Here is a 21,544-nt window from a genome sequence, read left to right as displayed (position 1 = left end):
GCCCTGGGCGCTCTTTTGTCTTCTGGAAGTGCTTTACAGCTCTTCGACCCTGCGTGCCGGGTAGCTGTCCCAGCTCTGGCAGCCGGGGCAATGCCAGAAATGGGTGCGGGCTTCAAAGCCGCAGGCTGCGCAGCGGTAGCGGGTCAGGGGTTTGGTGGCGTGGTTCAGCGCCTTCTGCACGGTGGCATGGTACTGCTCTTCGGTCAGTGTCTCGCCTTCCAGCCATTGGGCGGCAGCTACCAGGGAAGATTCATGCTCCAGGTGTTGCACCAGGCGCTGGCGGCCGGGGGCTGCAGCATCACCGCTTTTCTGATCGACTGCGACCAGTGCCTGCAGCAGATCCAGCGAGGGTGCCTGTTCGTAGTGCTTGAGCAGCAGATCGCGAGCCTCGGCGAGCGCGCCCGTTGCCTCGGCCACTTCCACAAGCAGGCTGGCCGCCAGGGGCAGGGCTGCGGGGCTGTTCTGTGCCAGGGCCTGAAGACTTGACAAAGCCTGTGCGGACCGGCCCTGTCGATGCTGGAGCTGGGCCAGCTCCAGTCGGGGACGCGGAGCTTGCGGCGCAGTCTCCAGGGCCTGTTGCAGCTGCGCAAACGCCTTGTCGAGCTGGCCATGGGCGACCTGAGATTGCGCGTCTTCGCAAAGATAGTGGGCCAGCCGGGTGCTGAAGTCCCCTTGGCCCGCAGCCTGCATCTTGCGCACGATGGCCGCTGCCTGGGCCCAGTCGCGCGAGCGCTCGTAAATGGCCAGCAGCGCCAGGCGTGCCTCGCCTTCGTACTGCGTGCCTTCCAGGCGGTTCAGAGCCTCCTCGGCGCGGTCCAGCAGGCCGGCCTTGAGAAAGTCCTGTGCCAGCGCATGCTGGGCACGGTCTCGGTCGGGGCGGGTGAGGTCGGCGCGGCTGAGCAGATGCTCGTGGACGCGCACTGCTCGGTTGTATTCGCCGCGGCGGCGAAACAGATTGCCCAGTGCAAAGTGCAGTTCGGTGGTGTCGGGGTCGTTCTGCACGGCCTCGATAAAGGCATCGATGGCCTTGTCCTGCTGCTCGTTGAGAAGAAAGTTCAGGCCTTTGAAGTACGCCTTGGGAGCCTGGCGGTTGTCGGCACGCACCTGGCGCAAATCCCAGCGGGAGGCCAGCCAGCCCAGCACAAAGGCTGCAGGCAGGCCCAGCAAAATCCAAGTCAGATTAAATTCCATGCACGTCGCCCGGCGCAATGATCGAAGAAGAGTTCTGTTCCTTCACCGCAGGTGCTGCACTGGTGGCGCTGGCTGCGGCGTTCGGTGCCTGTTGAGTGGCCTGTGCCTCGCGCGCTGCGCTGCGATGCTTGAGCCAGCGTGGCACCATGCCCAGCACTCCGACAAAAAGGCCCAGTGCGAAAGCAGCCAGAACCACCAGAACCAGAGGTGCCGTCCATGCCGTGCCAAAGAAAAAATGCACGGTGGCGTCTTGCTGGTTGTTGAGTGCGAATGCGAACAGAGTGAAAAAAATGGCTGCCTTGAGCAGCCACAGCAGGTATTTCATGCTTCCCTTTATGCGCCTTGTGTGACGGGAAGATTTTAGGCCAGCCTATGCTCGGACTGGCAAACGGACGGCGTGGTCAGCCCTGATGTGGCTGACGGTGCCCATGGACTTCAGGCGATCTGCGGCTGCTGGGCAGCGGAGTCTTCGGCCTTGAGATTGTCCACGGCTTCGCGCAGGGCCTTGCCTGGCTTGAAATGAGGCACGCGCTTGGAAGGAACCTGAACGGACTCGCCGGAGCGGGGGTTGCGGCCTATGCGGGGCTGGCGGTGATTGATGGCAAAGCTGCCAAAGCCGCGAATTTCAATACGGTGACCGCGCACCAGGGCATCGCTGACGGCATCCAGAATGGTTTTGACGGCCTGCTCGGCATCACGTTGGTTGAGTTGGCCAAATTGGGCGGCAAGTTCTTCGACGAGATCGGATCGGGTCATCGGGTGACGGAGGCTCTAGGTTGAAAACAACAACGGGCGCACAGGGCGCCCGTTGTCTTTGACGCTTGGCGGTCAGTCAGACGAGCTGGCTGACCGGCTGATGCAAGATTTACTTGTCAGCGTCCAGCTTGGCGCGCAGCAGAGCGCCCAGGCTGGTGGTACCAGCGTTTTCCTTGGAGGACTGAGCCGACAGGGAAGCCATGGCGACTTGCTGTTCAGCGTGATCCTTTTGCTTGATGGATAGCTGGATGTTGCGGCTCTTGCGATCCACGTTCACCACCACGGCCGTCACTTCGTCGCCTTCCTTCAGGACGGAACGAGCATCTTCCACGCGGTCTTGCGAGATTTCGGAAGCGCGCAGGTAGCCGATGATGTCTTCACCCAGGTCGATTTCAGCGCCCTTGGCGTCCACGGTCTTGACCTTGCCGGTCACAACCTGGCCCTTGTCGTTCACGGTCACGAAGGTCGTGAAGGGATCGCTGTCCAGCTGTTTGATGCCCAGGGAGATGCGCTCGCGCTCAACGTCCACGGCCAGCACGATGGCTTCGACTTCTTGACCCTTCTTGTAGTTGCGAACAGCGGCTTCGCCGGCTTCGTTCCAAGACAGGTCAGACAGGTGCACCAGGCCGTCGATACCGGCAGCCAGACCCACGAACACGCCGAAGTCGGTGATGGACTTGATGGGGCCCTTCACGCGGTCGCCGCGCTTGGTGTTCTGGGCGAATTCTTGCCAGGGGTTAGCCTTGCACTGCTTCATGCCCAGGGAAATGCGACGCTTGTCTTCGTCGATTTCCAGAACCATGACTTCCACCTCGTCGCCCAGGGACACGAGCTTGGTGGGAGCGATGTTCTTGTTGGTCCAGTCCATTTCGGAAACGTGCACCAGGCCTTCGATGCCGGGTTCCAGTTCCACGAATGCGCCGTAGTCAGCAATGTTGGTGACCTTGCCGAACAGACGGGTGGCGGAGGGGTAGCGGCGAGCCACGCCCATCCAGGGATCGTCGCCCATTTGCTTCAGACCCAGGGACACGCGGTTCTTTTCGGTGTCGAACTTCAGGATCTTGGCAGTGATTTCCTGGCCGGCAGTCACCACTTCGGAGGGGTGACGCACACGGCGCCATGCCATGTCGGTGATGTGCAGCAGGCCGTCGATACCGCCCAGGTCCACGAACGCACCGTATTCGGTGATATTCTTGACCACGCCCTGAACGATAGCGCCTTCCTTCAGGGTTTCCATCAGCTTGGCGCGCTCTTCGCCCATGGAGGCTTCCACCACAGCGCGGCGCGACAGCACCACGTTGTTGCGCTTGCGATCCAGCTTGATGACCTTGAATTCCAGGGTCTTGTTTTCGTAGGGAGTCAGGTCCTTGATGGGACGTGTGTCGATCAGCGAACCGGGCAGGAAAGCGCGGATGCCGTTGACCAAAACGGTCAGGCCGCCCTTGACCTTGCCGGAAGTGGTGCCGGTCACGAATTCGCCGGATTCCAGAGCCTTTTCCAGCGACAGCCAGGAAGCCAGACGCTTGGCGGTGTCACGGGACAGGATGGTGTCGCCGTAGCCGTTTTCGATGGAGCCGATGGCCACGGACACGAAGTCACCCACTTGGACTTCGACTTCGCCCTGGTCGTTCTTGAACTCGTCGAGGGGCACGTAGGCTTCCGACTTCAGGCCGGCGTTCACCACCACGAAGTTGTGCTCAACGCGCACAACTTCAGCGGTGATAACTTCGCCAGGACGCATTTCGGTGCGTGTCAACGACTCTTCAAAAAGGGCGGCAAAAGATTCAGACATGTAGTTCCTTGCCCGCAACCAGGTTTCCGTCGGCACCATTGCCAAGCGTTTTTAAGACTGATTGCGGAGGTTGTGGGTTTGAGGCCCACGGGGGTTAAAGGTTAACAACCTTGCTGCCGGTCCGCGGTCTGCGAGAACCTGACATCAAGGGCCAACAAGCCAGATGCAGGGCTGGCCTTGAAACTTCAAGCTTGAAATTTCAAGGACGACCGAACGGCTGGCGTTCCTGCCACCACGACAGCACCTGGGCAACCACTTCTTCAATGGTCATCTCGGAGCTGTCGAGCTGCAAAGAATCCTCGGCGGGCTTGAGCGGAGCGGTGCTGCGATTCATATCGCGGGCGTCGCGCGCCTCAAGGTCTGCCAAAAGGGTGGACATATTAGCTGAAATTCCTTTGGAAATCAACTGTTTATATCGGCGCTCGGCGCGGCACTGCGCAGACGCCCACAAATAGACCTTGAGCGGGGCGTGAGGGAAGATGACCGTACCCATGTCGCGGCCATCGGCAACCAGCCCAGGCAGGGCTTGGAAGGACAGCTGCAGATCCACCAGCGCGGTGCGCACGGCAGGCAGGGCCGATACGCGCGAGGCATTCATGCCGGCTTCTTCGCTGCGAATGGCCAGGCTGATGTCCTCGTCGCCGAGCCAGACACGCTGCTGTGCATCGAAGCGCACGGGCATGTCCAGCGCCATCTCGGCAATGGTTTCCTCGTTCGACTCGTCAAGCGTCATGCCGGCACGCGATGCGGCCAGGCCGGTGATGCGATAGAGCGCGCCGGAGTCCAGCAGTTGGTAGCCCAGGGCCCTGGCGACTTCTGCGGCAATCGTGCCCTTGCCGGAGGCCGTGGGCCCGTCGATGCAGATCACGGGAATATGCTCGCGCTCGGCTTCGCTGACGGAAAACAGTGCCTCGAAATAGTCGGGGAAGGTCTTGGCCACGCATTTTGGGTCTTCTATGCGTACCGGCAGCTTGGCCGGGTTGAAGGCCGCCAGGGAGAAGCACATGGCGACGCGGTGGTCGTCATAGGTGTGGATGCTGGCCGCTTTCCAGGCGGTCTTGCCGGCGGGCGGCGTGATGCGGATGTAGTCAGCCCCTTCTTCCACCGAGGCGCCGAGCTTGCGCAACTCGATCGCCATGGCGGCAATGCGGTCGGTTTCTTTGACGCGCCAGCTGGCGATATTGCGCAGCGTGGTCACGCCGTCGGCATACAGCGCCATGGTGCCCAGCGTCATGGCCGCGTCGGGAATATGGTTGCAATCGAGGTCGATGGCCTTCAGAGGCCAGCTGCCACGGCTGACCTGCAGCCAGTTGGGGCCGCTTTCGATTTGTGCGCCCATGGCTTGGGCGGCCTCGATGAAGCGGATATCGCCCTGGATCGAATCCTGGCCCACACCCAGAATTCGTATGTTCTTGGGCTGCGGCACGTTGTCGGCATCGGCGTCATCGGTGGTGCCGGTGGCAATCGCGCCCAGCGCGATGAAATAGCTGGCCGACGAGGCATCGGCCTCCACATGGATGGCGCCCGGCGACTGATAGCGGCTGCCTGAGGGGATCACGAAACGCTGCCAGCGGTCGTTCTTCACGGCAATGCCGAAGCGCGCCAGCAGCTCCAGCGTGATGTGGATATAGGGCCTGGAGATCAGCTCGCCCACCACCTCGATGGTGATGTCCCGCTCCTTGGCCAGCAAGGGCAGGGCCATCAGCAGCGAGGTCAGGAACTGGCTGGAGACATCGCCGCGCACCTTGATGGATTCGCTGCCCAGCTGGCTGAAGTCGGGCTGGCCGATCTTCAGGGGCGGAAAGCCTTCATCCTTCAGATAGTCGATCTTGCAGCCCAGCTGGCGCAGCGCATCGACCAGGTCGCCGATGGGGCGTTCGTACATGCGGGGAACGCCCGTCATCTCGAAGTCGCCGCCCAGCACCGACAGCGCCGCAGTCAGCGGGCGCATGGCCGTGCCGGCATTGCCCAGGAACAGCGTGGCCGCAGTGCCGGCCGGCAGTTGACCCCCGATGCCGGTGACGTCAATCGCCTGGCCGGGTGTGACGGCATCCGGGCTGATGCTGCAGCCCAGCTGCTTGAGTCCGGCCAGCATGACGCGGGTGTCGTCCGAATCCAGCAGGTCGTGAATGGTAGTGGTGCCCTGGCTCAGCGCCGCCAGCAGCAGCACGCGATTGGAGATGCTTTTGGAGCCGGGCAGGCTGACGCTGCCGTTGGCGGAGTCCAGTGCGGGCAGGTCCAGAAATTCAGTGGTGAACATAAAACTCTCGTAACCCCCTGTGCAGCCTGGCTGCTTCGACACCAGGGCTGCGCGGCTGCCTCTGCCCGGTGTCTCTGGCGGTTGGGTGAATAGATCGACGCCGCTAGTTTAAGAGCCTCGCTTGCCGCCCATGGTCCATTCGGCGCGTGCGGCACTGGCTAGGGTCAGGCGATCCTGCAGTCCCTGGCCGTCGTTGGCCTGCATCAGCCCTTCGAGCTGCTCCAGCGCCTGGCGAAACTGACGTGACTGGGCCAGCACCTGATCGCGGTTGGCCAGCAGCACATCGCGCCAGAGCTTGGGGTCGCCGGCGCCGATGCGCGTGAAATCGCGAAAGCCGGGCCCGGCCAGCGCCAGCATATCGTCGGCACCGGGCTGGTTCAGCACGCTTTGCATCATGGCAAATGCCAGCAGATGGGGCAGGTGGCTGACGGTGGCGAGTGCGCTGTCATGGGCTTCGGGAGACATGGCCGTGACCTTGCATCCCAGGGCCTGCCACAGCGCCTGGGCCTTGGCCAGATGCGCTGTCAGCGTGCGCTCCGTAGGGGTCAGCACGACCTGGGCGCCCTGGTAGAGCTTGACATCGGCGTGCTCCACGCCGGCCACTTCCTTGCCGGTGATGGGGTGGGCGGGCACAAAGCTGCCGATCTGGTCGCGCAGCGCCGAACGTGCGGCCTGCACCACATCGACCTTGGTGGAGCCCACGTCCATGATCATCATCTGGGGCGTGACCAGATGCTTGATGGACTTGAGCGTGGCCTCGGTGGCCGCCACGGGCACGGCCAGCAGCACCAGATCGGCGCCGGCCGCCGCCAGCAGGGCGGAGGGCGCTTCCACGTCGATCACGCCCATCTGGCGCGCACGTTCGGTGGTCGAGGGCGATTTGCTGTAGCCCACCACGCGCTTGACCAGGCCTGCTTTCTTGAGTGCCAGCGCGAAGGAGCCGCCCATCAATCCGCAGCCGATCAAGCCGAGCTGCTCGAACGGCTGCAATTCCTGAGCTGCCATCACTTGCTCACCGGGTAGGTGCCCAGCACCTTGTAGAACGCGCACAGGCCCTGCAGCTCCTGCAGGGCGGCGGCCACATTGGCCTGGGCTGGGTGACCTTCGATGTCGATGTAGAAGTAATACTCCCATTGGCCGGTGCGGGCGGGACGCGACTCGAAGCGCGTCATCGAGACGCCATGCTTCTTGAGCGGCACCAGCAGGTCATGCACGGCGCCTGCGGTGTTGGGCACCGAGACCACCAGGCTTGTGCAGTCGCTGCCGCTGGGCGCGGCCGTGGCCAGCGTGTGCGGCAGGCAGATGACGGCAAAACGCGTGCGGTTGTAGGCATCGTCCTGGATCGCGTGGCTGACGATGTGCAGGCCGAACTGCTGGGCGGCGCGCTCACCGGCAATGCCGGCCCAGTTGGGATGCAGGGCCGCCAGGCGTGCGCCTTCGGCATTGCTCTCCACGGGGCGGCGTTCGGCATGCGGCAGGTGCTTGGACAGCCAGCCCTGACACTGAGCCAGAGCCTGGGGGTGGGCGGCCACGACCTCGATGCCGTCCAGCGTGTTGCTGGTGCGCATCAGATTGTGGCGGATCAGCATGCTGACTTCGCCCACCACATGGCAGGGCGTGTGCAGGAACATGTCCAGCGAGCGCGTGACCACGCCTTCGTTGGAGTTCTCCACGCCCACCACGCCGTACTGGGCGCTGCCGGCGGCCGTGGCATGAAAGACTTCCTCGAAGCTGTTGCAGTACATCAGGTCGGCCGCGCCGCCGAAGTACTGGATCGCCGCTTCCTCGCAGAAGGTACCGGCCGGGCCGAGCACGGCCACGCGCTGGGGGGATTCCAGCGCCAGGCAGGCCGACATGATCTCGCGCCAGATGGCGGCCACATGCGCGCCCTTGAGCGGGCCGGGGTTGTTGGACTTGATCTTCTCGATCACCTGGGCCACGCGGTCCGGGCGGAAGAAGGCCGAGCCTTCCTTCTTCTTGAGCTCGCCCACCTGCTCGGCCACATGGGCGCGCTGATTGACCAGCTCCAGCAACTGGCGGTCCAGGGAATCGATCTGGTTGCGCAGCGACAACAGCTCGGGGCTGGCTTGGGGTTCTTGGCTCATGAATCTCTCAAATGTCGTAGCTGCTGGCGCTTTTTGCACAAGGAATTCAAACCAATACCTTGGTGAAGTACTTGCAGATCAAGCGGTGGCAGCTCATCTTTTTACAAGGCTAAGGGTGGGGCTCAGGCCTGACGTTGCTCGAAGTCACGCATGTAGTCGACCAGCGCCTGCACGCCTGCTATGGGCATGGCGTTGTAGATGCTGGCACGCATGCCGCCCACGGACTTGTGGCCCTTGAGCTGCAGCAGGCCGGCTTGCTTGGCGCCGGCCAGGAAGGCGTCGTTGCGCGACTCATCATGAAGGAAGAACGGAATGTTCATGCGCGAGCGGCAGTTCGCGGCCACCTTGTTCACGTAGAACGAGGATTGGTCCACATAGTCATAGAACAGCTTGGCCTTGGCGATGTTGCGCGCTTCCATGGCGGCCACGCCGCTGAGGCCGCCTTCGGTCTGGCGCTTGAGCCACTGGAAGGTCAGGCCGGCCATGTAGATGCCCCAGGTGGGAGGCGTGTTGTACATGCTGCCATTGTCGGCCACGGTTTTGTAATCAAACGCCGAGGGGCAGACGGGCAGGGCATGGCCCAGCAGGTCTTCGCGCACGATGACGATGGTCAGGCCCGCAGGGCCGATGTTCTTCTGCGCGCCGCCAAAGGCCAGGCCCACGCGGCTCCAGTCGATGGAGCGCGAGGCCACATGCGAGGAAAAGTCGATGACCAGCGGTGCATCCGAGCCCAGGGCCTGGAGGTCGGGCAGCTCGTGGAACTCCACGCCGTGAATGGTCTCGTTGCTGCAGATATGCACATAGCTGGCGCCACGGCTCAGATTCCAGCTGCTGGCGGCGGGAATCGTGGTGTAGTCGCTGTCCTTGGCGCTGGCGGCCACATTGGCATCGCTGGCGTACTTGGCGGCTTCCTTGGCCGACTTCTGGCTCCAGCTGCCGGTCACCACAAAGTCCACCACGCCGGCGCGCGACAGATTCATGGGCACGATGGCGTTTTCGGCAATGCCGCCGCCCTGCATGAAGAGGATCTTGAAATGCGCGGGCACGGCCAGCAGCTCGCGCAGATCGGCTTCGGCGGCTTCGTAAATGCTGATGAATTCCTTGCCGCGGTGGCTCATTTCCATCACCCCCATGCCGGAGCCGTGCCAGTCCAGCATTTCGGCGGCTGCGGTTTGCAGCACTTCTTCAGGGATGGCGGCGGGGCCTGCGGAGAAGTTAAAAGGGCGGTTCATCAGATTTACGCTCAAAACATGTGAAAGCGCTTGTCTGGCTTGCGCTTTCAGCTATCAAAACATTGGGCCACGGGCATGGGACCATGCCCGTGGCGTCCGGTCCGTATCGGGGCAGCCGGGGCTGGCCGATCAGGAGGCGTCGCCGGACTCGGCTGCGCCTTCGGCGCCGGCGCTGCCGGAGTCATCGGCTTCGCCGTCCTCGCCGGCATTGTCGTTCGCATCATTTTCGACGATGCGCTGCAGGCCGATGAGCTTGGCACCTTCGTCCAGGTTGATCAGCGTCACGCCCTGTGTGGCGCGGCCCAGCTCGCGGATTTCCGCCACCCGGGTACGCACCAGCACGCCGGTGTCGGTAATCAGCATGATCTCGTCCTCGGGCGCCACCAGGGTGGCGGCCACAACCTTGCCGTTGCGCTCGGACTGCTGGATTGCAATCATGCCCTTGGTGCCGCGGCCGTGGCGGGTGTATTCGCTGATGGCCGTGCGCTTGCCGTAGCCGTTTTCGGTGGCGGTCAGCACGCTTTGCGAACCCGCCACCACGTTGCCCGTGCCGTCGTCGGCCTCGGCGACCAGCATGGCGATCACGTTCTGATGTTCTTCGATGTTCATGCCGCGCACGCCGCGCGCATTGCGGCCCATGGGACGCACATCGTTCTCGTCAAAGCGCACCGCCTTGCCGCCGTCGCTGAACAGCATCACATCATGCTTGCCGTCGGTCAGCGCAGCGCCGATCAGATAGTCGCCCTCGTCCAGGCCCACGGCAATGATGCCGGCCTTGCGCGGGTTGCTGAACTCGGTCAGCGCCGTCTTCTTGACGGTGCCCATGCTGGTGGCCATGAAGACGAAGTGATCTTCGGGGAAGCTGCGGTTTTCGCCGGTCAGCGGCAGCACCACGTTGATCTTCTCACCTTCCTGCAGCGGGAACATGTTGACGATGGGGCGACCGCGCGAGCCGCGCGAACCCGAGGGCACTTCCCAGACCTTGAGCCAGTACATGCGGCCGCGGTTGGAGAAGCACAGCAGATAGTCGTGCGTGTTGGCGATGAAGAGCTGGTCGATCCAGTCGTCTTCCTTGGTGGCCGTGGCTTGCTTGCCGCGGCCGCCGCGCTTTTGCGAGCGGTACTCGGACAGGGGCTGGCTCTTGATGTAGCCGGTGTGCGAGAGCGTCACCACCATGTCGGTGGGCGTGATCAGGTCTTCGGTGGACAGGTCCTGCGCGCTGTACTCCACGGTGGAGCGACGCTCGCCCTTCTTGGACTGACCGAACTCGGCCTTCACGGCGTTGAGTTCTTCGCCAATGATGATGGAGACGCGCTCGGGCTTGGCCAGGATGTCCAGCAGGTCTTCGATGACCGACATGACGTCCTTGTACTCGGCCACGATCTTGTCTTGCTCAAGGCCCGTCAGGCGTTGCAGGCGCATCTGCAGAATTTCCTGGGCCTGGGTCTCGGACAGGCGGTACAGGCCGTTTTGCTGCATACCGAATTCGACTTCCAGGCCCTCGGGGCGATAGTCGTCGGCATTGACCACGCCGCCGTCGGTGCGCGTGCGGGTGAGCATCTCGCGCACCAGCTTGCTGTCCCAGGATTTTTCCATCAGCGCGGCCTTGGCCACGGGAGGTGTGGGAGCGTTGCGGATGATGGCGATGAAGTCGTCGATATTGGCCAGTGCGACGGCCAGACCTTCCAGCACATGGCCGCGGTCGCGCGCCTTGCGCAGCTCGAACACGGTGCGGCGGGTCACCACTTCGCGGCGGTGCTCCAGGAAGACCTGGATCAGATCCTTCAGGTTGCAGAGCTTGGGCTGGCCGTTGACCAGGGCCACCATGTTCATGCCGAAGGTGTCTTGCAGCTGGGTCAGCTTGTAGAGGTTGTTGAGCACCACCTCGGGCACTTCGCCGCGCTTCAATTCGATCACCAGGCGCATGCCGGACTTGTCCGACTCGTCCTGGATATGGCTGATGCCCTCGATCTTCTTTTCGTGCACCAGCTCGGCCATGCGCTCCTGCAGCGTCTTCTTGTTGACCTGGTAGGGCAGCTCGTCAACGATGATGGACTGACGCTGGCCCTTGTCGATGTCCTCGAAGTGGCACTTGGCACGCATCACCACGCGGCCACGGCCGGTGCGATAGCCTTCCTTGACACCGTTGATGCCGTAGATGATGCCGGCCGTGGGGAAGTCGGGCGCGGGAATGATCTCCATCAGCTCGTCGATGGAAGCTTCGGGGTTCTGCAGCAAATGCAGGCAGCCGTCCACCACCTCATTGAGGTTGTGCGGCGGGATATTCGTGGCCATACCCACGGCGATACCCGAGGAGCCGTTGACCAGCAGGTTAGGCAGGCGGCTTGGCAGCACCAGCGGCTCGCTCTCGGAGCCGTCGTAGTTGGGTCCGAAGTCCACAGTCTCCTTGTCGATGTCGCCCAGCATTTCATGAGCGATCTTGGAGAGGCGGATTTCCGTGTAACGCATGGCGGCGGCGCTGTCACCGTCCACCGAGCCGAAGTTGCCCTGACCATCGACCAGCATGTGGCGCAGCGAGAAGTCCTGCGCCATACGCACGATGGTGTCGTAGACCGCGCTGTCGCCGTGAGGGTGGTACTTACCGATCACGTCACCGACGATACGCGCCGACTTCTTATAAGGGCGGTTCCAGTCGTTATTGAGTTCGTGCATGGCGTACAGAACGCGGCGGTGCACGGGCTTGAGGCCATCACGCGCATCAGGAAGCGCCCGGCCCACGATCACGCTCATGGCGTAATCGAGATAACTGCGACGCATCTCCTCTTCAAGGCTGATGGGCAGAGTTTCTTTAGCAAACTGGGTCATGTCTAGTGATACTTTGACGGCTGGAAAACAGCCATTTTAGGTCGAATGGCGTGTGGCAGCAGAGCAACATAACTGAGGAATTACATAGCTGTCCTACTTGTTGGTGCCTAGTTGACAACACTCTTGCATGTTACGTATGGCACAATCATTTCAACGTTTTTGGTGATGGTCACTGATGACGTCCACAGATTCGCAGCCCTGCTGCGGCTTTTTCCCCAAGAGGAGAACCATGAAGAAACTGAACAAAGTGGCGATGTTGTTTGCCTCTGCTGCCCTCGTGACAGCCGCTGGCGCACAAGTGAAGGCTGCTGACGGTGGCAAGACTATCGACAACTGGCAAAACGGCACCAGCGAACTGGTGTGGAAGAACGGCACGAACGAACTGTGCTGGCGCGATGCCAACTGGACTCCTGCTACTGCCGCTGTTGATTGCGACGGTGCTCTGAAGGCCCAGGTTGCTGCTCCCGCTCCCGCCGTTGTGCCTCCCGCTCCTGTGGCTCCCCAGCCTGCAGTGGCATCTAAGGTTACCTACTCTGCTGACGCTTTCTTCGACTTCGACAAGTCCGTGCTGAAGCCCGCAGGCAAGGCTAAGCTGGATGACCTGACCGGCAAGATCAAGGACATCAACCTGGAAGTCATCATCGCCGTGGGTCACACTGACTCCGTGGGCTCCGATGCTTACAACCAGAAGCTGTCGGTGCGTCGCGCTGAAGCTGTGAAGGCTTATCTGGTGTCCAAGGGCATCGAAAAGAGCCGCGTGTACACCGAAGGCAAGGGCGAAAAGCAACCCGTGGCAGACAACAAGACTGCTGCTGGTCGCGCTCAAAACCGTCGCGTGGAAATCGAAGTTGTGGGCACCAAGGCTGCTCAGTAATCTTTCGATTGCTACACAAAAAGCCCCGGCAACGGGGCTTTTTTTATGCCTGATTCATTGCTGTAATCGCGGACAATTGCCTCATGAGCAACACTATCAATGCCGACCCGGCAGAACTGGAAAAATTCTCCAGCCTGGCCCATCGCTGGTGGGATCCCGAGAGTGAATTCAAGCCACTGCATCAGATCAACCCCCTGAGACTGGACTGGATCAACGCCCAGGCCCCATTGGCGAACCAGCGTGTGCTGGATGTGGGCTGTGGCGGTGGCATTCTTGCAGACTCCATGGCGCGCAAAGGGGCCAAGGTGGTGGGTATCGATCTGGCAACCAAGGCTTTGCGCGTTGCGCAGTTGCATGCTCTGGAGGCGGGAACGCCCAATATTCAATACCATGAGGTCAGCGTCGAGCAACTGGCGCAGGAGCAGCCGGCCAGTTTTGATGTGGTGACCTGCATGGAAATGCTGGAGCATGTGCCCGATCCTGCGTCCATCGTGCGGGCATGTGCCCAGCTGGTCAAGCCTGGTGGCTGGGTGTTTTTTTCCACCATCAATCGCAATGCCAAGGCTTTTGCGCTGGCGATCGTGGCTGCCGAATACATGCTCAAGATGATTCCCAAAGGGACTCATGAGTACGCCAAGTTGCTGCGCCCAAGCGAGTTGGCTCGCTTTGCGCGCGAAGCCGGCCTGGATGTGCAAGGCAGCAAAGGCATGGAGCACAACCCGATCTCGGGCCGCTATTGGCTCAGCAACGACACCTCGGTCAATTACATGCTGGCGACACGCCGCCCTCAGGAGTGACAGCCATGTGGAAGCACGTTAGAGCCGTTCTTTTCGATCTCGATGGCACTTTGATCGACAGCGCTCCTGATCTGGGAGCTGCAGCAGACAAGATGCGTGTGGATCGCGGCATGCCATCTCTGCCGCTCCATGCCTACCGCCATATGGCCGGGGCTGGGGCTCGTGGAATGCTGGGTATTGCGTTCGGCATGACGCCTGAGTCTGCAGGCTTTGCGGAAATGCGCGAGGAGTTCTTTCGCAATTACGAGCAATGCATGACCGAGCGCACCTATGCATTTGACGGCGTGCCCGAGTTGATCCGGGCATTGGAAGCCGGCCCGTTGTTGTGGGGGGTGGTGACCAACAAGTCCATGCGCTTCACCGACCCGTTGACCCGTCAGATGCCTTTGTTTGCTCAGGCTGCGGCCGTGGTGAGCGGGGACACGACGCCGCATTCCAAGCCTCACCCCGAGCCTCTGTTTGAAGCCGCACGACGCATGCAGATTGCTCCCGAGCATTGCATCTATGTCGGAGATGACGAGCGCGATATCCAGGCCGGTGCAGCAGCGGGTATGAAAACCGTAGCTGCACGCTATGGCTACCTGGGTGCGACAGCAGATACGGTTCACTGGGGTGCCGATGCACATATCAATTCACCGCTTGAGCTGTTGAAGTTGCTGGGATGAGGCTAGAATAGGCAACTAAGGGGCTGTCCTGGTTTCGACGTGGGTTCGGGACCGGTGCGGTGCATGTCGAGCTTGAGTGACGCTCGTAAATCTCCATTCAAAAAACTAACTGCAAACGACGAACGTTTCGCACTCGCCGCTTAATCCGGTGAGCCTTGCAACAGCACGCTAGTGGGCTGGGCAAGGGGGTAGCAATACCTCCCGGCTGCAAGGGAATTTACATTAGCTGGCTGGATACCGGGCTTCTTGGTATTTGGCGAGATTTTAGGAAGCTGGCTACCCAAGCAGCGTGTGCCTGCGGGGTTTGGGTGGCGAGATTTAAAACAGAGCACTAAACATGTAGATCTGTCCGGCGAAGGCTTACGGACGCGGGTTCAATTCCCGCCAGCTCCACCACCATAACGTCCAAGGGCGTTCACTGAAGTCCAGTGAACGCCCTTTTTCTTTGGTAAATCAACAACTTGCCTTCCGTAATCGTCCACCAAGGTTCGCGGGCATCCGAGGCAAAGTGGGGGTACAAGTGGGGGTACAACTCGCCAAAAGCCTATACTTTGGCTAAGTTGTACCCCCACTTTCAGGCCAAACCCAGCAACCATGCGGCCTAGCGGCCCATGCGTTGTACCCCCACCCAGGGGCCGAGAGCGGGGATTTGTACCCCCACCTAGGAAGGCTGTACCCCATGCTGACCGATCCCCACTGCCGCAATGCCATCTGCCCACCTGATCGCAAGCAGGCGCGCTTCACCGACGCTGGCGGGCTGTACCTGCAGGTCAGCCCCAGCGGCTCCAAGCGCTGGTTCTACAAGTACCGTACCGACGGAAAAGAAAAGCAGCTTGCTCTGGGCAGCTACCCAGCCGTGGGGCTGACAGCAGCCCGCAAGGCGCGTGATGTTGCCAAGATGCAACGTGCTCAGGGCAGTGACCCTATCGAGGCCCGCAAGCTGGAAAAGCTCAAAGGCGGGCTCGATCGCGGGGATAGCTTCCAGGCTGTGGCGCTCGACTGGCACGGCAAGCAGGTAGCCGGCTGGAGCGCCGGCCATGCCGAGCGCACCTTGAGGCAGCTGGAGCGCGACCTGTTCCCCTGGCTGGGCCAACGGCCCATGGCTGGCATCGAGCCCATGGAGCTGCTGTCCGTCTTGCAGAAGGTGGAAGAGCGCGGCGCACTGGAGACGGCCGACCGGGCACTCATGCTGGCCCGCCAGATATGGCGCTACCGGCTGCCCACTGCCAGCAACAGCCAGCGCGACATTACCGAAGGCCTGAAAAGCCGCCTCACTCCGTACCATGCAAAGAACTTTGCCGCCATCGTCGAGCCCCAGCGCTTTGGCTAGCTGCTGCGGGCAATGCATGCCTACAAGGGCGGGCCGCTGGTGCGCACCGCCTTGCTGCTGGCGCCCTTGCTGTACCAGCGCCCCGGCAACCTGCGCATGATGGAGTGGGCTGAGCTGGATCTGGATGCCGGCCTGTGGACCATTCCCAGCGAAAAGATGAAGCGCACCAGGCAGGAGAATGAAAACGGCGAGCCGCACGTGGTGCCCATGCCCGTGCAGGCGGTGGATCTGCTGCGAGAGCTGCACTCCCTCACGGGCCACGGTCGCTATGTGTTCCCCGGCCAACGCAACCACGACCGCCCTCTGTCCGACAACTCCGTGCTCAGCGCCCTCTATGGACTGGGCTTCGGCACGGAGCAAAGCTGGCATGGCTTCAGGGCCAGCGCCCGCACCATGCTGGTGGATCAGCTGGATCTGGACCCGCTGGCCATCGAGGCCAACCTGGCCCACGCCGTCAAAGATGCCAACGGCCGCAGCTACAACCGCACCAAGTACCTGGCCAAGCGCTGTGATCTGGTTCAGCGGTGGGCTGATTACCTGGATCGTTTACGCGATGGCGTTAACGTGATCAAGCTTTCGCAAAAACAAAGCCAAATGACACACAGCCGAGTGCAATAAGCGCGGGGCTGTGTGCCTTGTTTGTTCAAGACGTAGCTGCATCGCGATCTATCGATCGCCGCTCCATAGCGGCCATCCGAGCATTGACGCCGGCGACTGTCCACTGACGGGTTTTAGGTGAGCAGTGGACAGTGGCCGCCAGTTGCAGGTCGATAGGTTGTTGGAAGTCCGTTTTCACGGCTTATGAACAGGTGTTGCCGACCCATTGCAGCCGTTCATACCCTATGAAGCAGCGGTTGCTGTGCGCCCTTTGCAGTCGTGCGACCTAGCCTGCTCACGCGCCCCATGCCGTGGTAGGTGCTTTTCGCCGAATTGGTTACGCCGGGATGCCATGAACTGAGAGATGTTGACCCGATGATCTGATACCTATGCGCCAAGTCTACTGTGTGTCCCTATCCTCGTATAGCACCGAGCTATGGCGTGCTGCCAGCCCGATTTGCCTTCGGAGGCCCACTCTGCAATTGATGCTGAGCTTTCATAAAGAGCACCGGTTTAAATGAAGCCTGCAGATGATGGATTTGCTCAGGGTTGTGTGCCGCAGAAAATCTCAATCCAGCGATAACCCAGGCGAATCTTCTGTTGTGCTTGAAGCTCGCGCAGTTCGACGTTGACTTTTTGGCGAGACGCTCCAACGGCATGCGCGAGATCACCTTGAGAGATGAGAAGCACGACATTGCCGTGAACAGGCTTTCCGTTTTCCGCTGCTATGCGTTGCAACGTTGCCCAAACTCTCGCATTGAGCGTCTCCTCCGCCCTGATAAAGATCATGTCGAACAATTCGTTCACGCGCAGGCTTAGTGCACGTGCAACTGCCAAAGATGCCAGAGCATCGTTTGCTAAAACCTCAAGCAAAGGCTGACTTGGCAAGATTAGAAGTTCGACGTCTCCGGCTGCGACAAGGTCTACCGGCACAGGCGCATTTCCCAACACCGAACTAAAACCGCTGATTTCGCCTGGTTCCATCCAGCGCGTAAATTGCTCGGCCCCTCCTTCGGTGTAGCCCACAGAGCGCAGACGTCCTGACAACACAACCAGCACATGATGTGCAGAGTCACCTCTTTTCTGTACGAGTTGGCCGTCGTGAAACGTTCGCTTGATGCCAATGGCACGAAGCCGCTGCATAGAGGGCTCAGGGAAGTCCGCCAGCCAATCCACGCGATAACGGTCACCCGATAGACGCCTAGGGAAGTCGAGCTTGGTGTTCATCCGAACATTGTCACCTGAGGCGCAATTCAATTGGCGGGTCGATTTTTAAATCCGTTTGCATACCGATTGTCGTAACGCTCTCTCCAACGGAACGGATTCCCATGATTCGAAAAAAATTGATCGCTCTCGCTATAGCTTCTGTATCGGCGCTATCTACTTCGGCGATGGCTCAGTCCACCGTCTTGCGCATACAGGACTATCCAGGCTTGGGCAACTTTCTAGTTCGTGTCGCCAATGCGAATGGACTCTGCGCAAAGCATGCCATCACGTGCGAATTGCGCAGCATTCCGCAGGCTCCGTTAGCGATGCAGACACTGCTGGCGGGAGATCTCGACGTCGCATTTACGCCTCCGGAGGTTCTTGTTCAGGCTGTGAACAAGGGGGCTGCAGTCAAAGCGATTGGCAGCGGAGCTCGCGGGCCCACATTCTTCCTCATGGCGGGAGCTGGCTTGGATACGCCCAATGCGGCCAAAGGTTATCCGGCGGTCATGCAGGATTTCAAAGGCAAGAAAATCGGTGTTACAGCAAGAGGCAGCGCAGCCGAGTTCCAGTTGGTGAGCCTGCTCAAGGGTGCAGGCATGTCTGCCCAGGACGTCACGATTGTTGCGGTCGGCTCGCCCAACACAGCCTTTCCTGCGATCTCGCAGAAGCAGATTGATGGGCTGATGCTTTTCACCCCGATGGATGGCTTTTGCGAGGTGTCGAAGGTCTGCCGGATGGTGGTTGACCCTCGGAAGGCGCAAGGTCCCAGTGATGTCCTGGAGACCAACGGAGCCTCGATGCTGCAAGTCGTGCGCGATGAGTTTCTTCAGAAGAATTCTAAGGCGATAGAGGGGTACCGAAGGGCCATGATTGAAGCGAGTGAGTTTGCGCAGAACCCCGCAAACTTTGCGGCGCTGCTCAAGATTGCGCAAGACACCTTCAAAATCAATGTTCCTAATGGAGACCAGATTCTTGAGGTCTCGCTGCGTAACTCTTTGCCCTCTTTGCAATTTCCTGTAGACCCCAAGGCGTTCCAGGATACGGCGAGGTATATGCAACGTACAGGCCAGATCAGCAAGGTGGTGGACACCTCTACGCTGCTGGTGCAGTGAGCGGAGGTGATATGCCCATTCCCAATGCTCTTGCCTCCAGAGAGCCTGCGGTTGCCGTAGATGGCCTGCATTTAAGCTTCGGCGGCAACAAGCCGGTTCTGGCGGACATCTCTCTGAATATTGCCGAAGGCGAATTTGTCTCTCTCGTTGGCCCAAGCGGCTGCGGCAAGACAACTTTGCTAAATCTGTGTGCGGGCCTGGTCGAACACACGGGTTCCGGATCCATCAAAGTGATGGGTAGCTCTCCACGATGCGGCAATCCCCAAATCGGCTACATGCTCGCGCGCGATAGCCTTTTGCCATGGTGTTCCGCCTTGGAAAACGCCGCCTTCGGCTCAAAGGTCAGAGGGCAAACCAAGGAACAAAGCCTTGAACGCGCACGAAAAATACTTGCCGAGGTGGGCCTTGCAGAGCATGCCAATGCATTGCCTAAGGCGCTTTCACACGGCATGCGTCAGCGTACTGCGCTTGCACGGACATTTGCATTGGATGCACCGTTGCTCTTGATGGATGAGCCATTTGGAGCACTTGATGCGCAAACCAAGTTGCAGCTTCAAGATTTGCTTCTGCGTCTCTGTCATCAGCACCGACAAACGGCTTTGTTCGTAACTCACGATTTGGCAGAGGCTGTTGCCGTTTCCGATCGTGTGATCGTGATGTCGTCCCGGCCAGGACGCATCATTGCAGACGTGTCGATTGACCTACCGCGACCTCGCTCAATTCGTGAATTGCAAAAGTCGACACGTTTCCACGAACTCTATGCGACTCTCTGGTCGCAGCTTGAATCGGGGTGGGTACACCATGAAGGCTAATCGACTGCAGTGGGTGCTCTTGCACATCGTTTTCATAGCCTTAATGCTGGGATTTGCCGAGATCGCTGCTTCGCGTAAATGGGTTGATCCGACATTTGTTGGCCAACCGAGTGGAGTGCTGGCCTACCTTAGGGAAAACGTAAAAACAGCGAAGTTCTGGAGCGACCTAGGCTGGACTCTGACAGCGGTAGCAGCGTCTTTCGTGCTGGGCAGCCTGGCCGCATTCGCCGTTGGACTCATTTTTGTTCGCTGGCCTGCGATCGAGAGATTCGCTGACCCCTACTTCAACGCGCTTAATGTGATGCCGCGCATTGCTCTGGCACCACTGTTCATCCTGTGGTTCGGCCTTGGAATAGGCAGCAAGATTGCCGTTGGCTGCTCGCTTACCTTCTTCATCGTTCTCTCTGCGACTGTAGCTGGCATCCGCGGGGTGAGCCAAGACCACTTGACGTTATGCAAGACGTTGGGGGCGAAAGCCGGCACAACGTTCTTCGAGGTCACCTTGCCTGGTGCGGTCCCAGTGATCTTTTCAGGCCTCAGGTTGGGGTTGATCTATGCCCTGCTCGGCGTTGTCGGAACTGAAATCATCGCAAGCGAAAAGGGCCTGGGTCAAACCTTGGCCTATCTTGGCTCCACCTTCGATATCAATGGCGTTATGGCTCTCCTGCTGGTACTCGCATTGCTAGGGGTTGGCATCGTGCGCTTTATGACCTGGCTCGAAAAACGCCTGCTGCACTGGCAGTAAGCAGTTCTCTCACTACCACCTGCTATCCCTGAAAGGCATTGAACATGGCTAATACCACACCCATGGAGTTGATCGATATTGCTAGCCGCTACAAGCACATACAGCCGGTCCCCAGAATGCCGAACTTCGCGGCTTGGATCGAAAGCGTTGACCTCACGAAGCCTCTTACTGATGAAGTTAAGGCTGAACTTCGCCAGGCGTTGTTCGACTTCGAGGTCATCTTCTTTAAGCCGCAAACAATCACACCAGAGCAACACATTGCATTGGGGCAGGTATTTGGACCAATCTCAAATGGCTCCTATTTCGACCGCAACGCGAATGCTCCCGAGATGGAAATGATCGTGTCCGACCGCGACCGACCGCCTGCCATCGACAACTGGCATACAGACATCAGCTGGAAGCTCACCCCCCCATTGGGAACAGCGATACAGATCACCGTGACTCCTCCAGCTGGCGGAAACACTTGCTGGAGCAGCACCAGCAAAGCTTTTGAATGGCTATCCCCCGGCATGCAACAGTACTTGGAGGGGTTGAGTGCCGTACACACCTGGGAGCAATCAGGCTTTCGTGAATACCTTGGAAAAAAGGGAGATGAAGCGCTTATCGCTGCAATCAAGGCGGGCAAGCCTGTCACACATCCTGTGGTCCGAGTGAATCCCGACTCAGGCCGTAAATGCATATTCGTGAATGCCGACTTCACCCGAAACATCATTGGAGTCGACCGCCATGAAGCTCGTGGAGTCCTTCACTTTCTGCTTGGCTGGCTACAGAGACCAGAGTTCATGGTGCATCACCAGTGGGAAGCTGGCGGCATTGCGATATGGGATAATCGGAGCACGCAGCACTACGCCGTCGCGGATTACTGGCCCCATCACCGGGTAAACCAACGAGTCACCTTCGATACACCGTCTCCATTGATGGCCTCCCAGGTTCAAGCTGCCTGAACTAGTCAGCATGGGCATCCGAAAAAGTCTTCCGTGCGCTCGATGCCCTCGGCAATGGCGTCTTGCTCGCTGATGCCCTGCAGACGTTCCACGCGTACTCCAGTGATTTCCAACCAAATGCGTGCCGCCTTCTTCGGCATGAGCAGACAAGGCGTGTATTTGACTCCGGAGGCTTTGTCGCTGCCGTCTTGATAGTCGGCTGCATAGACCAGCTCTTCGTTGTTGCAGGCAGTGGGAGCGCGGGCGAATGTCTCGCGCACATAGATGCGGTCACCAGGTTGGCCAAAAGAATTGCGC

At 60.1% G+C, this 21,544-nt stretch carries 20 protein-coding genes and 1 other RNA gene; 10 read left to right on the top strand and 11 right to left on the bottom strand.

Annotation, left to right across the window (positions count from 1 at the left end; all coding sequences use genetic code 11):
- Positions 1-33: 33 nt before the first annotated feature.
- The 9 genes from lapB to gyrA form a co-directional block, all read right to left on the bottom strand.
- Positions 34-1,191: a lipopolysaccharide assembly protein LapB gene (gene lapB, locus EIC84_RS24095; RefSeq protein ID WP_003067672.1), complete on the bottom strand. Its 1,158-nt coding sequence runs from the start codon at positions 1,189-1,191 to the stop codon at positions 34-36.
- Positions 1,181-1,516 carry a lipopolysaccharide assembly LapA domain-containing protein gene (locus EIC84_RS24090; protein ID WP_003067671.1) on the bottom strand — a complete coding sequence of 112 codons (336 nt, stop codon included), beginning with the start codon at positions 1,514-1,516 and terminating at the stop codon, positions 1,181-1,183. Before EIC84_RS24090 ends, lapB begins: the two co-directional genes overlap by 11 nt.
- 110 nt (positions 1,517-1,626) lie before the next feature.
- Positions 1,627-1,947, bottom strand: coding sequence for an integration host factor subunit beta (locus EIC84_RS24085; RefSeq protein WP_003067668.1), 321 nt, complete (start codon positions 1,945-1,947; stop codon positions 1,627-1,629).
- Positions 1,948-2,056: 109 nt separating this feature from the next.
- Positions 2,057-3,739, bottom strand: a complete 1,683-nt coding sequence (gene rpsA, locus EIC84_RS24080) for a 30S ribosomal protein S1 (protein ID WP_003057144.1) — start codon at positions 3,737-3,739, stop codon at positions 2,057-2,059.
- Positions 3,740-3,938: 199 nt separating this feature from the next.
- Complete coding sequence (locus tag EIC84_RS24075; protein ID WP_003067666.1) at positions 3,939-5,999, bottom strand: bifunctional 3-phosphoshikimate 1-carboxyvinyltransferase/cytidylate kinase; 2,061 nt, start codon at positions 5,997-5,999, stop codon at positions 3,939-3,941.
- A 108-nt stretch (positions 6,000-6,107) separates the two neighbouring features.
- The gene (locus EIC84_RS24070) at positions 6,108-7,004 is read right to left on the bottom strand and encodes a prephenate dehydrogenase/arogenate dehydrogenase family protein (RefSeq protein WP_003067664.1); all 897 of its coding nucleotides are present in this window, start codon (positions 7,002-7,004) and stop codon (positions 6,108-6,110) included.
- Entirely contained in the window at positions 7,004-8,104 is a 1,101-nt protein-coding gene (gene pheA / locus EIC84_RS24065) for a prephenate dehydratase (protein ID WP_003067663.1), read from the bottom strand. Before pheA ends, EIC84_RS24070 begins: the two co-directional genes overlap by 1 nt.
- A 122-nt stretch (positions 8,105-8,226) precedes the next feature.
- The gene (gene serC, locus EIC84_RS24060; protein ID WP_003067662.1) at positions 8,227-9,336 is read right to left on the bottom strand and encodes a 3-phosphoserine/phosphohydroxythreonine transaminase; all 1,110 of its coding nucleotides are present in this window, start codon (positions 9,334-9,336) and stop codon (positions 8,227-8,229) included.
- A 129-nt stretch (positions 9,337-9,465) separates the two neighbouring features.
- Entirely contained in the window at positions 9,466-12,162 is a 2,697-nt protein-coding gene (gyrA, locus tag EIC84_RS24055) for a DNA gyrase subunit A (RefSeq protein ID WP_003067661.1), read from the bottom strand.
- A gap of 229 nt (positions 12,163-12,391) precedes the next feature.
- Between gyrA and ompA the strand changes: the two genes are divergently transcribed.
- The 6 genes from ompA (at position 12,392) to EIC84_RS26445 (ending at position 16,446) form a co-directional block, all read left to right on the top strand.
- Positions 12,392-13,036 (top strand): outer membrane protein OmpA, encoded by a 645-nt coding sequence (gene ompA, locus EIC84_RS24050; RefSeq protein WP_003067660.1) that lies wholly within the window; start codon positions 12,392-12,394, stop codon positions 13,034-13,036.
- 83 nt (positions 13,037-13,119) lie between these two features.
- Complete coding sequence (ubiG, locus tag EIC84_RS24045) at positions 13,120-13,833, top strand: bifunctional 2-polyprenyl-6-hydroxyphenol methylase/3-demethylubiquinol 3-O-methyltransferase UbiG (RefSeq protein WP_003067659.1); 714 nt, start codon at positions 13,120-13,122, stop codon at positions 13,831-13,833.
- A gap of 5 nt (positions 13,834-13,838) precedes the next feature.
- Entirely contained in the window at positions 13,839-14,498 is a 660-nt protein-coding gene (locus EIC84_RS24040; protein WP_003067658.1) for an HAD-IA family hydrolase, read from the top strand.
- Positions 14,499-14,517: 19 nt separating this feature from the next.
- Positions 14,518-14,894, top strand: a transfer-messenger RNA (tmRNA) gene (gene ssrA / locus EIC84_RS24035).
- A 283-nt stretch (positions 14,895-15,177) separates the two neighbouring features.
- Entirely contained in the window at positions 15,178-15,828 is a 651-nt protein-coding gene (locus EIC84_RS26450) for an integrase arm-type DNA-binding domain-containing protein (protein ID WP_237704488.1), read from the top strand.
- A gap of 12 nt (positions 15,829-15,840) precedes the next feature.
- Positions 15,841-16,446 (top strand): site-specific integrase, encoded by a 606-nt coding sequence (locus EIC84_RS26445; RefSeq protein ID WP_237704487.1) that lies wholly within the window; start codon positions 15,841-15,843, stop codon positions 16,444-16,446.
- Positions 16,447-16,968: 522 nt separating this feature from the next.
- Here EIC84_RS26445 and EIC84_RS24025 read toward each other — a convergent pair.
- Complete coding sequence (locus tag EIC84_RS24025) at positions 16,969-17,652, bottom strand: Crp/Fnr family transcriptional regulator (RefSeq protein ID WP_003067657.1); 684 nt, start codon at positions 17,650-17,652, stop codon at positions 16,969-16,971.
- A gap of 101 nt (positions 17,653-17,753) precedes the next feature.
- On the opposite strand from EIC84_RS24025, the gene EIC84_RS24020 reads away from it, so the two are divergent.
- From EIC84_RS24020 to EIC84_RS24005, 4 genes are read left to right on the top strand one after another with little or no spacing between them, the layout of a single operon-like run.
- Positions 17,754-18,746 (top strand): ABC transporter substrate-binding protein, encoded by a 993-nt coding sequence (locus EIC84_RS24020; protein ID WP_003067656.1) that lies wholly within the window; start codon positions 17,754-17,756, stop codon positions 18,744-18,746.
- An 11-nt stretch (positions 18,747-18,757) separates the two neighbouring features.
- Positions 18,758-19,558: an ABC transporter ATP-binding protein gene (locus tag EIC84_RS24015; RefSeq protein WP_003067655.1), complete on the top strand. Its 801-nt coding sequence runs from the start codon at positions 18,758-18,760 to the stop codon at positions 19,556-19,558.
- The gene (locus EIC84_RS24010) at positions 19,548-20,303 is read left to right on the top strand and encodes an ABC transporter permease (protein ID WP_003067654.1); all 756 of its coding nucleotides are present in this window, start codon (positions 19,548-19,550) and stop codon (positions 20,301-20,303) included. The genes EIC84_RS24015 and EIC84_RS24010 overlap by 11 nt, the downstream gene beginning before the upstream one ends.
- Positions 20,304-20,347: 44 nt before the next feature.
- Entirely contained in the window at positions 20,348-21,247 is a 900-nt protein-coding gene (locus tag EIC84_RS24005) for a TauD/TfdA family dioxygenase (protein WP_003067652.1), read from the top strand.
- Positions 21,248-21,252: 5 nt separating this feature from the next.
- On the opposite strand, the gene EIC84_RS24000 is transcribed toward EIC84_RS24005, so the two are convergent.
- Positions 21,253-21,507: a hypothetical protein gene (locus EIC84_RS24000; protein ID WP_003067650.1), complete on the bottom strand. Its 255-nt coding sequence runs from the start codon at positions 21,505-21,507 to the stop codon at positions 21,253-21,255.
- Between the last annotated feature and the right edge of the window lie 37 nt (positions 21,508-21,544).

Source organism: Comamonas sp. A23 (assembly GCF_004522605.1).
Classification (GTDB): domain Bacteria; phylum Pseudomonadota; class Gammaproteobacteria; order Burkholderiales; family Burkholderiaceae_C; genus Comamonas; species Comamonas thiooxydans.
The sequence above is the reverse complement of the archived record's forward strand: the minus strand, read 5'-3'. Positions and strand labels throughout refer to the sequence as shown.